Annotated in this window: 10 protein-coding genes and 2 pseudogenes; 3 read left to right on the top strand and 9 right to left on the bottom strand. The window is 63.9% G+C overall.

The genetic code is table 11. The features are described 5' to 3' along the window. Positions 1-261 precede the first annotated feature (261 nt). Positions 262-516: a hypothetical protein gene (locus tag ACWPXK_RS28990; RefSeq protein WP_454199335.1), complete on the top strand. Its 255-nt coding sequence runs from the start codon at positions 262-264 to the stop codon at positions 514-516. A 437-nt stretch (positions 517-953) separates the two neighbouring features. Here ACWPXK_RS28990 and ACWPXK_RS28985 read toward each other — a convergent pair. Continuing rightward, a pseudogene (locus ACWPXK_RS28985) lies at positions 954-2,026 on the bottom strand (ISL3 family transposase); the annotation flags it as partial. Positions 2,027-2,237: 211 nt separating this feature from the next. Next, positions 2,238-2,450: a transposase family protein gene (locus tag ACWPXK_RS28980; protein WP_454199354.1), complete on the bottom strand. Its 213-nt coding sequence runs from the start codon at positions 2,448-2,450 to the stop codon at positions 2,238-2,240. A 469-nt stretch (positions 2,451-2,919) separates the two neighbouring features. Here ACWPXK_RS28980 and ACWPXK_RS28975 point away from each other — a divergent pair, with 469 nt between their 5' ends. Continuing rightward, positions 2,920-4,032, top strand: coding sequence for an IS630 family transposase (locus ACWPXK_RS28975; RefSeq protein ID WP_454199334.1), 1,113 nt, complete (start codon positions 2,920-2,922; stop codon positions 4,030-4,032). Between the two features lie 99 nt (positions 4,033-4,131). On the opposite strand, the gene ACWPXK_RS28970 is transcribed toward ACWPXK_RS28975, so the two are convergent. From ACWPXK_RS28970 to ACWPXK_RS28945, 6 genes and pseudogenes are all read right to left on the bottom strand, one after another. Next, entirely contained in the window at positions 4,132-4,443 is a 312-nt protein-coding gene (locus ACWPXK_RS28970) for a hypothetical protein (RefSeq protein WP_454199333.1), read from the bottom strand. 136 nt (positions 4,444-4,579) lie between these two features. Then, positions 4,580-5,422 (bottom strand): MerR family transcriptional regulator, encoded by an 843-nt coding sequence (locus ACWPXK_RS28965; RefSeq protein ID WP_454199332.1) that lies wholly within the window; start codon positions 5,420-5,422, stop codon positions 4,580-4,582. A gap of 762 nt (positions 5,423-6,184) precedes the next feature. Further along, positions 6,185-7,555 (bottom strand): reverse transcriptase domain-containing protein, encoded by a 1,371-nt coding sequence (locus ACWPXK_RS28960; RefSeq protein WP_454199353.1) that lies wholly within the window; start codon positions 7,553-7,555, stop codon positions 6,185-6,187. A gap of 160 nt (positions 7,556-7,715) precedes the next feature. Continuing rightward, positions 7,716-7,763: pseudogene (locus ACWPXK_RS28955) on the bottom strand (hypothetical protein); the annotation flags it as partial. Further along, complete coding sequence (locus ACWPXK_RS28950; protein WP_454199331.1) at positions 7,763-7,981, bottom strand: reverse transcriptase N-terminal domain-containing protein; 219 nt, start codon at positions 7,979-7,981, stop codon at positions 7,763-7,765. The gene ACWPXK_RS28950 and the pseudogene ACWPXK_RS28955, both read right to left, overlap by 1 nt. A gap of 705 nt (positions 7,982-8,686) precedes the next feature. Continuing rightward, on the bottom strand, positions 8,687-9,091 hold the full coding sequence (locus tag ACWPXK_RS28945; RefSeq protein WP_454199330.1) for a hypothetical protein: 405 nt from the start codon (positions 9,089-9,091) through the stop codon (positions 8,687-8,689). Between the two features lie 973 nt (positions 9,092-10,064). Here ACWPXK_RS28945 and ACWPXK_RS28940 point away from each other — a divergent pair. Next, complete coding sequence (locus tag ACWPXK_RS28940) at positions 10,065-11,408, top strand: phosphomannomutase/phosphoglucomutase (RefSeq protein ID WP_454199329.1); 1,344 nt, start codon at positions 10,065-10,067, stop codon at positions 11,406-11,408. Positions 11,409-11,533: 125 nt separating this feature from the next. Here the strand turns inward: ACWPXK_RS28940 and ACWPXK_RS28935 are convergent, their stop codons facing one another. Next, positions 11,534-11,833 (bottom strand): hypothetical protein, encoded by a 300-nt coding sequence (locus ACWPXK_RS28935; RefSeq protein ID WP_454199328.1) that lies wholly within the window; start codon positions 11,831-11,833, stop codon positions 11,534-11,536. Positions 11,834-12,766 lie beyond the last annotated feature (933 nt).

Genomic DNA, 12,766 nt, shown 5'->3' with positions numbered 1-12,766 from the left:
TGCACTATTCGGCTTCAGCAGACGCGGTCGAGGACGAAGGCTGCCGTACAGACCGCCGCGACGGCAACCAGCAGGCCGAACACCGACAGCCCCGACCTGGACCACCCCTCCCGCGGCGATCGCAGCGCCGTCCCGTAGACCCATCCAACCGGGGTCCATAGGCGCACTCCGAGATCGTCGAGCCGCCCCTGGAATCGGCGGGTGTTGCCATGCTGCGTGCAATGATAGAACGGTGTGAGATCCCGCAACGGAAGGAACCCAATGGGGCGAACAATTCCCGCGACTGCCGCGCCGGTACGCCGCACCCTGGTTGTAGCGCTGATTGCCGCGGCGATCGGGGCGCCGAGCGCGGTGACGGCGACTGCCGAGGCGCCGCCGACTCGGGATGACAGCTTTTGCATCGATGAGAAGACGCGCGTGCGCAACGGGTTGCGCGTCAGTGACCCCAGTTGCATTCATGACCACGGCCGCTTCCACAATCACGAGCGCTTCCATATTCCGCCGACTCATTCTTGAACCCGGCTACCTCCCGAAGGTTGGGGCTTCATGACCACAGACGCGCACGCGGTGCAAGGTCAGGTGCCCGTGCGTCGCGGCCACCTCGGCAGTCACTTCGAAGCCGAGCCGCCGGTAGAACCGTAGGTTGCGCTCATCCGAGGTTTCCAGAAACGCAGGGACACCGGCCTGCTCGGCGGCTTGCATGCCGGGCAATACGATGGCTTTACCAAAACCCTTGCCTTGCGCCGATAGCCGCAGCCCCGTCCGTGTCGGGATGCGTCCACACCGCCACCGCGTCACCATCGTCGGCGACCCAGACCCGACCGTGTTTCAACCCGACGTGTCCCACCAACAGCCGCTGCATCGCGCTCACTCGTTCGGATGCCACCACATGACGTAACCAGGGATAGTCGCAAATTTCGTGATGTCGCATGCCGGGTTATTCAGTCGCTCAACAGAATTCGTTTCCTGAGAAGGTCGGTTTTCGCGCGGCCGAACATCTGCCGTTTGAGCATCTTGAGGCGGTTGACGTGCCCTTCGACTGTTCCGCTGCTCCAGGACATGGTCAGCCCGGCGGTGACCGCGTCCTGGTCGCGGCGCAAGCCTCGGACGAACGAGTGCAGGGCTGGCTGGTCATCGTTGTCGACGGCGGTCATCCACTGTTCGAGATCTCGCCCGCGCCGCTGGGCCATGATCTCGGCGAAATCGCGGACATGCCCGGTCAACGCGGCAAGTTGCGGACTGGCGGCCAGGATCGCGTCGAGGCGGGCCCGATGCTCGGGAGCGAGGGCGTCGGGGTTGGTCATGATCCAGCTGACGACTTTCCGGACGGTCGGTGGCTTGGGTGGCGGGGCCGGGATGTGCGCAGGGGCGCGGAAGGGCTGCAGGTAGTTGCGCACCATCTTGTCGCTGCCCCGATAGCCGTGTGCCCTGATCTCCTCGAATAGCTGAGTTGCGTTGGTGCAGCCCTCGTTCCACCGTCGATGCAGGTCGGGTTGTATGCCTCGAGCAGGCTGATGCGGTATCCGGTGCGGTTGTGGACCAGCAGCTCATCGGCCGATTCAGCGCGGGCGAAGCGGCGCGCGGTGCCGCGAGCCAGCCCGAGCTCGCGGCTGATCGCGCGGATCGTCGTGCCCTCAGCCAGCAGTGCATGGACCTGGGCCCACCGCTGTCGAGTGCGCACCGCTGTGCGATCCTGCCGTTGGTCGGGCGCGACAGGCCCGCAATGTATTTCGGCGGCGATCTCGGTGATGTCGGGCCGGTTCTGTGGCTCGGGATCGGCGGTCGCGGCGGCCAGGTCGGCGCGGTGACGTGCCACGGTGCGCTCGACCGCTTCGCCGAGGGTGTGCCAGATATGCCATCGATCGGCCACCTGCAGCGCCTGTGGCGCTCCAGCGGCAGCGCCCTCGGCGTAGGCACCGGCCCGGTCCCGGCAGACGATCTCCACGCCCGGGTGGGCTCGCAACCACGCCGCGAGGGTCTCGGCGGTCCGATCGCCGAGTACCTCGATCAGGCGGCGGGTCTGCATATCTATCAGGATCGTTCCGTAATGGTGCCCGCGACGCAGGGCGAAGTCGTCGACGCCCAGCACCTGCGGACCGAATACAGCGGATCGGACAACGCCCGGATCTGGCGCAATAATGTCATCCGGCTCACGGTCGCGGCCAGCTGCCGGGTCAGCCGCGCTCCAGCGCGGCCGCCCAGTGCCAGCGCGACCGCGCACAACGCCCGCTGCAAGATTAGTGTCCGGCGAGCGTGCCTGGCCGCCAGCCGCGGTATCGGCTCGGCGAAAGTTGTTTTGCCGCAATCGAAGTTGTCACAGAACAGCCTGCGGACCGCAGCTCGATCAGGACCTCGCGGCCGGTGATCGAGGTGTCGGACAACCGCCGCTGATAGCGGCTGTGGACTCGCCCGGACGGCGTCCCGCAGGCGGGGCAGCCAACCGGATCCACACCGGTAGCGGCCTCGATCCGTACCGTCGAACCCGCCGCTCTGATCACCTCGATCTGCAGACCGTCAAGATGCGGGAACAGGACCCTCAGCGGAGCAAGATCAGAACACCCGCGACATGATGAACTATCAACCGCCCCTCCGCATCCCGAATGGGTCAATCACGAAGTCTGTGCCAGATCCAGGATTCAACCGACGTTGACACTCGCGCGAGAAGTGTTCCGCGCCTTACGCGCCGACTACCGGGTGATGACCGCTTGACATCTATAGGAGCGTCCTTGGCGATCTCCCGCAACGCGTCCTTCTCCAACTCAGCCTCGGCCAGCAACCGCTTCAAACGAGCGTTCTGATCTCGCAGCTCCTCGTGGTGGCGACGGTCAATGTTGTGCGGATAAGGCTATCTAGTGCCTCGTCCAAGTAGGTTGCCTCGGTAACCGGGTGTCGGGTTGATCGGGGGGCATGTGGTCGGTGATGCTGCCGGTGGAGGTGGTGTCGGTGGCCCGGAATCCGGAAGTGTTTGTGCGGGCGGTGACCCCGGAGGAGGGGCGCCGGTTGCAGAAGATCACCAAGACGAGCAAACAGCCGATCAGGACGCGGCGAGCGATCGTGGTGATGGCTTCGGCGCAGCGGCAGCTGGTGCCCGCGATCGCAAGGTTGATGCAGGTCAGCGAGGCGTATGTGCGGCAGGTGATCCATGAGTTCAACGAGCGGGGGTTCGAGGCTCTGGACCCAAAATGGAGCGCGGGCAGGCCGAAGAAGGTCGATCGGGCGACGCGTGAACGCATCGCCTGTATCGCCCGGTGCTGCCCGCGGGATCTGGGCTGGCCGTTCTCGGTGTGGAGCCTGTCGAAACTTCGAGAAGTGTTGCTCAGCAACGGGATCGCTGATGTCAGCCGCGAGACTTTGCGCAAGATCCTCAAAGCCGAAGGGGTGTCGTGGCAGACCACGAAGACCTGGAAAGCGGGCACCGACCCCGAGTTCACCGCGAAGATGAACCGCGTCCTGGACCTCTACGACCATCCACCCACCGATGGACGGGTGGTCTGCGTGGACGAGTTCGGGCCGCTGAACCTGCAACCCCGCACTGGTCGTGGCTGGTCCCCGCGACGAACCCCGAAACGGCTGCCGGCGACCTACCGGCGCCCCCAGGGCGTGCGGCACCTACTCGGCGCGCTGGATCTGGCGACCGGCAAGATCCACTACCGGATCCGAGATCGTAAACGATGGCAGGAGTTCCTGTCGTTGCTGAAATCGCTGCGGGCGCGCTGGCCCGGACAGAAGCTCTACGTCATCATCGACAACTTCTCCCCACACAAACGAGCCGAGGTCCGCACCTGGGCTGCGGCCAACGACGTGGAACTGGTCTTCCTACTGACCTATTCATCGTGGTTGAACTGGATCGAGTCCGAATTCGCGGCTCTACGCTACTTCGCCTTGAACGGCACCGATCACCGCAGCCACGACGAGCAAGACGCCGCGATCGGCGCCTACATCCGCTGGTACAACCAGCACGCCCGCCCCAAACGCGACTTCGCCGTCAACTCCAAGATCCGGCACCCTGATTACCTACCGAAGGTTGCTTGACGGGGCACTAGTTGCAGGCCGCAGCGGACCACCGGCGTTGTGTAGCGTCGACGGTGCCAGCCTCAATGCCATATGCCGTGACCAGTCGAAGACGAGACTTCACCACAACCCCTCAATGGACACCGCGATGATCATGGTTATGCCTGTGTAGCAGGGTATAACTCCGAGTCCGGACAGAAATTGGATCCGCGCGAAATTCCAGCCACGAAAGTGCATACGTACGGCACTGATGGCAACGATCACAATCCAGATTGCCAGGGCCAAGAACGATCCCACTGGCACGGCCCAGAATGAAAGGTATTCACCCAGGGCCATCACGCAGAAAAAGAACAGGGCGGCGCCCGATGCGACACCAAGGATCACCTGCCAGCAGCACCTGAACCAGGTCAAGGCCGTATTGCGGACGTTCATTTGCCTGCCCCTCTATCTATATCATTCCCTCTCGGTCCGTTCATCGACGGGCGGTGAATGCATCGAGGCCGGGTGTAGAGTCCGGCGTAAGAGTATTCAGTTCGGCCGGGCCGAATGGGCCCGGTGTTCGGATTCATCAGTTCTCCCGGGAGTGATCGGTGGCCAGGAATTGATCCACGGCCTCGACGTCGTCGTCGGTGGGTTCGAGGAGGCGCTCGTTGAGCACGGGAATTGGGCGGTCCAGCCAAGCGGGGTGTTCGCCCTCTGCGGGCAGCAGTTGGTGTCGTTCGGCGAATTGCTCGGCGAGGTGTCGGACCGACTCGCGCAACGCGCTGACCACCACTCCTTCCGCCAGGCTGGTCAGCTCCTCCAGCAGCGCTCTGACCCGGTCGAGCTGATCGGTTTCGGTGCTGTCGGCCTGGATGTGTGGCCACAGTGTGCGTTCGAAGATGTCGGCGAAGTCGGCCGCGATCTGATCGGTGTGGTCACGCAACCGGACGACTTGGTCGAGCACCTCACTCGCCGGTATTTCCAGTTCAGCGACCCGGAGTCCGCTTGTCAGCGCCCAACGTCGCGCCTGCGGGCGGCCGCGCCGCCAACGGATCAACCCGAGCTGAGTTGCCTTGCGCAGCAAGCTAGGCCGCAGGTCCTTCGACTTGATCATCAGTCGGATTTCGCGCAGGCCGAACGGTACCCAATCCTCGGGGCCGCCGGGCAGCGCGAGCAGATCGGCAACTGACGCACCCTGCGCACGGGCGGTCAGCAGTTCGGTGATCGAGGCGAGTGAGAAGCCGCGATCCTGTAGTCGCTGCACCAGCTCGAGGCGCTGCAGGTGCGAGCTGTCGTAGCGCGCGGTGCGGCCGACCTTGCGAGGCGCATGTAGCAACCCCTTCGACTGATACATCCGCACAGTGCTGGTCGGCACACCGGCTCGCGCAGCCAGCTCCTCCACGGTGAGATCACCGTCTGTCCTTCGCATGAATCGAGCGTCACAGCTCTGAATCATCTAGTCAATACTCTTCTAGTAAATGCTCGAAGTATCATGAACTGTGCACTTGAGGACGGGTCTGGCGCCGATCAACTCTCAAAACCCAGGCCGAGGCGACACTGGCATCGGATTTCGGTACCGCAATCCCTGACCTCGAAGGCCGCCGGGGAACGCCGCGGCGAACCGGGCCGACTACCTGGCGAAGTCGCAGCGGGTATCGGGTTGGGCGTTGCGAGACGCAGTCGCCGATGGCCGCACGGCATGACCTGGCGGTGGATGGGGTTTCCTGCCAGCTGCCAGTCGGCGCCTTGCACCGGCAGTCCAAGGCGGTCGGCGGATCGTCGTCCGTACAACGTCACTCAGGAGCTGGACTACGCAGATCCGGAGCAGCCTGTCGAGAACTGACCGTTCTCGGTTCCCAGCCCACGATCAACCCGCCACTCCGGCGATTACCGCATCAACCTTCCTGGACGCGGCACTAGTGTTCCGCGCCTGAAATCCGTTGCAGATATCGTGCGAGGGAATCGAGGATCTCCTCGGCCGTCTTGCGCCAGACAAACGGACGCGGGTTGGTGTTCCACTGGTCGACCCAGTTGCGGACGTCTTTCTCCAATGCCGCAACGCTTTTGTGGACACCGCGGCGCAACAGTTGCTGGGTGAGGAAGCCGAACCAGCGCTCGGCGGGTAGCGAGGGCGTGTTACCACGCCCTCGCCCCCTAAGAACCGGCCGTGCCCGCTTTCCAGGCAACCGGCTCAAGCAAGCCCTGAAGGCTCACAGGTCGGCAGAACTGCGGTGCCCGCCAACGCTTCTGGTGTGATTGCGGTGGCAGTGGGCGTGGACAAGACGCGTTGCGGTGTAGCCGTCCGGCTGGTGAGCGCTCGCGGCGGTGATCGCCTGTCGGCGGATCGCGGTGTGGGCGGCCGTGAGCCACTGCTGCCACTGGTGCGGCGTTTGTGGTTCACGATCGGTGTGCAGCAGCAACCCCCGGCAGAGTGGGCATCGGCCGTTCTGCGCGCGCAAACGGCGCAGGGTGTCCTTGCCCACCGGGAGTGTGCGGCGGCGACGCCGCTCGGTCCAGTAGTCGCCCAGCGCGGGATCGTCCGGAGACGCCGCGCCAGTGACCATCCGGTGCCGACGATCGGTGTCCGAGCGAACTTGCGCAGGTAGAAACCGCTATCGCGGCTCCCGAACACCCACTTGTCCGCTCGGGCGGGGTTGAACGCCCCGAAGTAGCGGGCTTTGACCCAATACATCGGTTTGTTCGAGTGACGGAATCTGGCCCATTTGTAAACCACCCGCCAGACGTGGGCGTCCAAAGCGGCGAACGCCCGTTTGGAAACCCCGATCCGGTAGTAGGCCGCCCATCCGGTGATGATCGGATTGAGAGTGGCGGTCACCGCGTCGGCGTTGGAGCCACGTAGCCGCTTCATCTCGGTGGACAGCTTCAGCCGGATGCGCCGCAGCGCGGCGTTGCTCGGCTTGGTCAGCAGTTTCCCGTTCGGGTAGCGACGAATGTTGAACCCCAGAAAGTCCACGCCCTGATCCAGGGGCGTGATGCGGGTCTTGTCCTCGTTGAAGACGAGCCCTCTGGGAGCCAGCCACTGCGCCAGCCTCGCCTTGACCTGTTCGGCCTGCTCGCGTGAATAGCACAGTGCGAGAAGGTCGTCGGCGTAGCGGATAACCGCCGGGCAGCCCGTCACCGTTTTCCCGGCACGGGTGCCGGTGGTGTAGTAGCGGACCCCGGCGGCGGCCTCCATGCCGTGCAGAGCAACGTTGAGTATCAACGGACTGACCACCCCGCCTTGGGGAGCACCCTCCTCAGTCGGCGCGAAACGACCCTGATCGACCACGCCGGCCCTCAGCCACTGCCGCACCAGTCCCCGTGCGGGGAAGGTGCCCAGTGAGCCGAGGATGTGGTCGTGGTCGAGGTGATCGAACGCGGCGGCCAGATCGGCGTCGAGGATCCACACGCGTTTGGCGTCGGTGCGGCTGACGGTGGTGTGGATGGCCACGATGGCGTCGTGGCATCCCCGACCTGGCCGGAACCCATAGGATTTGGGTTCGAACCGGGCCTCCCACTCGGGTTCCCAGCGCGTTGACCACCAGCGCTTGCAAGGCCCGATCAGCGATCACGGGTATTCCTAATCCGCGGCGGCGTCCATTGTTCTTCGGTATGAACACCCGCTTGACCGGCCGGGGCGACCACGCGGCAGTGCCGTGCTGCAACCAGTCGACCATGTCGGTCTTCTGCTCCGCGTCCGTCACCACCTCGCCGTCGATCCCGGCGGTCTTGCGGCCCGCGTTGAGCTCGGTCACCCGCCGCGCCGACATCAGTGCGTTCGCGCGGGGCGGAGCATCAGCTTCTGCAAATTCCGGACCTTTTTCAGGTCCTCTGCCTGTGATGCCGCGAAAATCCGCTGCCGTAACCGCCGTACCTGGTCCTCGACCGTGCGCCAGCGCACGGCATCCCAGTCGAGTGTCGGGTCTTCGGTCCGTTCACCAGCATTGTGGTGTCCAACTTGCCCCTCGAGTTCTGACGGTTCGGTCATCGAGTCATCCGCAGGCTCACCTGGCTCGCGTCAGCACCCTTTCAGGTCGAGGCAGCCGCCTCTATCCGGCCAGTTATGCGGGCGCCACCAGCGGAGGAACTGGTTGCGCGGCACCCGGTTTCCTGTGGCCTTTCGGCCCACCGGCATTCGCTTCTCGAGCCATCCTGCCCCCGCTGCGGAATTCAGCCTTCCTCACAGTCGGCCTACCGACCTCGAAAGAGGTTGGACCGCATCGGGATTGTCACGTTCCGCATGAGACAGACACGACCGGATTGGGTGCCCTCTGTACCCCGGGGACGGTGGTGCGCACCCGCCCGGCCAAATTCGCCCGGACGGCACCTGTCGCCTCACAACGACCGGCCCCTATTCTCCCACTGGAACTTCCCATCGGCGGAAGTGAAGGTGGTCCTGCGGCACGCATCCGTGCGGCTTGCTCTGTCATGCCCAGTTGGTCGCACCAGGCGAGCAGGGAGTGGTAGATCTGTCGTGGAGTTGCGTCTGTCTCGTTGCCGCTATACACGGCCATTGATTCGCCTCTCGCCGTCGGAAAATCCCGACGCCGGGGGCTTTCGCCACCGACCGCGGCTCACCGCTGGTCGGTGTGCCGGGATGTGGGACCGGCCTCGACCCGGCGTCGGGTGTCTTCGACGTTATGGCGAAAAGCGAAGAGGCAGAATAATTTTGGCGTTGCCTTATCGTTGCCTGTCAGCAGGCGGCGACTTCGGCGACCAGGCGGCGAAGTGCGACGCTGTGGCGATCGGCTGACAGGTCGTTCAGCGCTCGGCGTGCGTGCGCGATGCCTTCGGCCCGGTCGCCGGACTTTGCGAGCGCCAGTCCTCGGTGGATCTCAAGGTGAGTGGCGTAGCGGGCGAATCGATTGGGCATGGTCCGCTCGGCCTCTTGCTGAGCTCGGTCGGCGGTCTGGTCGCCGAGTCGAGCCAGCACCAGGGAGATGTCGACGTTCATCCGCCACTCCGGCATCGCCCAGTCGGAAACCTCGTCGGTGGTGCCCACCGAGTCGAAGACACGTTGTGCGCCTTCGAGCGCCGTTCGGGTGGCTGATTCGTCGCCGTTGAGAGCGTGGACGTTGGCCAGCGAGATGAGTGACATCAGCCGACCCACTGTCGGCGCTTGGGATATGGCTGCCTGCCTCCGCCAACTCCTGGCAGGCGGACAGGGCTGCGCTCGGATGGGCCATGTTCAACGCTGAGCGTCCGCGCACCCACACCTGGGTGGATGTGTCGTCGGATCGGTCGGCGGCGCTCACCGCTGCCTGGTACCAGCGCGCGGTTGCTTGGCTGTCGGCCACGTCGGACAGCGGTGCGCCGTGCAGGACCATGAGGCGGGCGGCGATGGCCCACATCTGGCGAGACAGCAACTGCGGGCGCAGAACGATGAGATCTGCTGCGATGCGTGACTGCATCTCAGCCGCGCCGACAGTCATGCAGTCGGCGGCGTGCTGCTCCATGCGTGCTGTCCAGGCCTCGCTGCCGATCGGCATGACGTCGTCTTCGAACATGCGCCGGACAGCATCGGTGACCGGGCCGGGGACGACGGCACCGGCCAGACCACCGAGCAGGGTACGACGGCGTATGTCCACTCCGAGTTGCTCCTCGTATCGGTCGATGATCCAGTCGGGGACGGCTTTCCCGGCCGAACCCGTTTCGACCCGGCTCAGGTACCCCTTGTCGAGCATGATCCTCTTCGACATCTCGCGCAGCGAGACATCCGCGGCCATACGTGCATCTCTGAGCATCTGTCCTGTCACCAGCATGACACCACCCCCTGAATAGGCAACGCACAGGCAACGCCGAAACACTGTGCCGACTCGTCGCACCGTTCGACGCTGGTACGCAAGCCAGAGCGGCGGCACCGAGCGGTGATGAGAAGTGCGACATGTCGGATTCTTGCAGAGTTTCGATGGCAACAACCATAAGTCGACCAGGGCGTTTCTCGCCGGGACAACGGCCTAGGCGGAATTGGTCAGGCTGTGCCGCCGTCGGCGGGGAGTCGGGCTGCCTGATGCGGATGTGTCGTGCCATGGTGTTCGTTCTGCGACGCCGTACAGACGAGGGGAGTAGTGATGGAACGTGAGCTGTCCAGAATCTTCAAGGCGTACGACGTGCGGGGGCTCATCGACGTCGAACTCGACGAAGACCTTGTCCGGCAGATCGGCGCAGCGTTCGCACGGGTGGTGAATACAACGGTCGCGGTCGTACGGGACATGCGGTCATCGTCGGCGTCGTACGCTGCGGCGCTGATCGACGGCGTGACCAGCCAGGGCCAGGATGTGATCGATATTGGGCTCGGCTCAACCGATCTCGTCTACTTCGCCGCAGGCCACCTGAACGTCGCCGGAGCGATGATCACCGCCAGCCATAATCCCGCCCGGTACAACGGAATCAAACTATGCCGCCCTCGCGCTGTACCCGTCGGGCAGGGCAGCGGACTCGACGACATCCGCGACATGATCCACCACGGCATCCCGGCCTACACCGGGTCGACAGGCCGAGTCATCAAGCACAACGACCTGGCCAACAGCTACGCCACCTACCTCAGGGAACTGGTCGATCTGTCCGCCATCCGACCGCTCAAAGTGGTAGTCGACGCAGGCAACGGTATGGCGGGGGAGATGGTTCCGATCGTCTTCGATGGATTGCCGGTGAAGGTTGTGCCGATGTATTTCGAGCTCGACGGCACCTTCCCCAACCATGAGGCGAACCCGCTCGACCCTGCCAATCTGGTTGATCTTCAGACAGAAGTCCGACGCGTCGGCGCGGATATCGGACTGGCCTTCGATGGCGACGCCGACCGCTGCTTCGTCGTCGACGAAACCGGCGCACCCATCTCGCCGTCATCCATCATCGCGCTCATCGCCACCCGCGAACTGCACAAGACTCCGGGTTCGACGATCGTCTACACCGCGATTACCTCCCGCGCCGTGCCGGAGATCATCGCCGAACACGGCGGGCACCCCGCGCGGACGAGAGTAGGGCACACACACGTCAAACGCCTGATGGCCGAACGTGACGCCATCTTCGGTGGCGAGCACTCCGGCCACTACTACTTCCGCGACTTCTGGAACGCCGATACGGGCATGCTCGCCGCGCTCCATGTTTTGGCCGCGCTCGGCAGCACCGATCAACCACTCTCCCAGCTGATCTCTCGATACCAGCGCTACGTTGCATCCGGAGAGATCAACTCCACGGTCAAAGACGGCGCCCGGGTGCTGGCCGACATCGAGCAGCACTTCGCGAACGCCAAGATCGACCGACTCGAAGGACTCACCGTCCAACTTCCCGGCGGCGCCTGGTTCAACCTCAGAGCCTCCAACACCGAACCTCTGCTCCGCCTGAACGTCGAGGCACCGAACGAACACACCATGACACGGCTACGGGACAACGTGCTTGCACTCATCCCACGGTAACTACCGTGCCATAGCGGAACTTTCAGAGCGGCGGATCCATCTGGCATCTGGTGTCGACCGGCGAGCTATCGAAGACACCAGCACGTGTTGACGGAACTGGTGTGCTCGGCGCTGCAACAACTGTGCTACCACCCGTAGTCGTACTCGTGGCTGTATCCGTAGTCAGTACATATTTCCGGTGCGTCGCGCTGGTCGAGGAGTTCGCCGTCGGCGAGCAGGACATCGCACGGCGCTGCATTCCGCTGGGCCTCGCCCAGACCCGGGTCGAGGTCGTCGACCACCTCGGCACCGAACCCGGCGGTGGGCTGGAAGCCCAAGCCCGGTTCGGGCGGGATAAGGCCAACAGCGATAGGCGTCCTGGTCATCACCCCGGTGACCGGCGCCGTGACCTGTCGCTGCACATCGATATCGATGCCACCGTCCAAGCCCGCCGCCCCGCGGTGGCGACGGATACTGAAGCTTTGGACCCGCTGACCTACGCCCGGCTCCCAATTACCAGTCCAACCGTACAGTTTGTCTCTATAATTCGCCTATAAAAGGCCAGGAAAAAGGCCTGTTTGGGGGCTGAAAGAAGTCGGAGCGGCACCCCTGTTGGGCGTCCAAATAGCGGTCCGCCGCGACGAATGGCCGTCGGCTAGATTCAGCGCCGTGCCGGAGGTATATTTGCTTCGTTCGGCCCGGTGTGTTCACCGTTCCGTTCTTGTATCGCCGCCTCCCGCATTGGGGGGCGTACGTGTGTGCTGGCCCGACCACAAAGTCGCTGCGGGCCGGGCCACACATGCCCGCGGCATTACAAGGAAAGGCGGCAAGGTGAGTAACACCTGCCCGAACTGTCAGTACCCGTGCCCGCGCGACAGTGCGGACGCAGACAGACGCCAGCCGGTGTTCAACCTGTTGGCGGCCATGCAGGTGACGACACTGTTCCTGGAGTCGTGGCTAGGTGACACCAACCCAGCGGCGACTACCGCCGGGCTGGTGTCACACGTACTGAGCGTGATCCTAGCTGTGCAAGGCTGACCCGGATCACACAGCTCAGATGGGGAATGACCTCCGTCTCGCCCGTTAGGGCGGGCCGGAGCCCCTTCTTGTGAAGGTTCGTATCGACGGCGGGAGCCGTGCGTTGCGAACCTTCGTGTGCTTCGTCGTACGCGAAGCACACCATCATTCTAAGTCTTCACATCCGTCCTGTTGCACTGTGGTGGTTGTGATTTTCGCTTTCTGATGCGTTCTGAGCCGTATCAGTCATTCGATCCGCGTCAGTCTATTGGCGTTGCGCTTCTGTATTCACGCTACTTGTGAACTTCAGAAGCAGTGTACTTCAAGACCCTCATATCGATCTCTATTCGTGTTCTCAATTT

It is taken from the genome of Nocardia sp. Marseille-Q1738 (assembly GCF_965283145.1).
The sequence above is the reverse complement of the archived record's forward strand: the minus strand, read 5'-3'. Positions and strand labels throughout refer to the sequence as shown.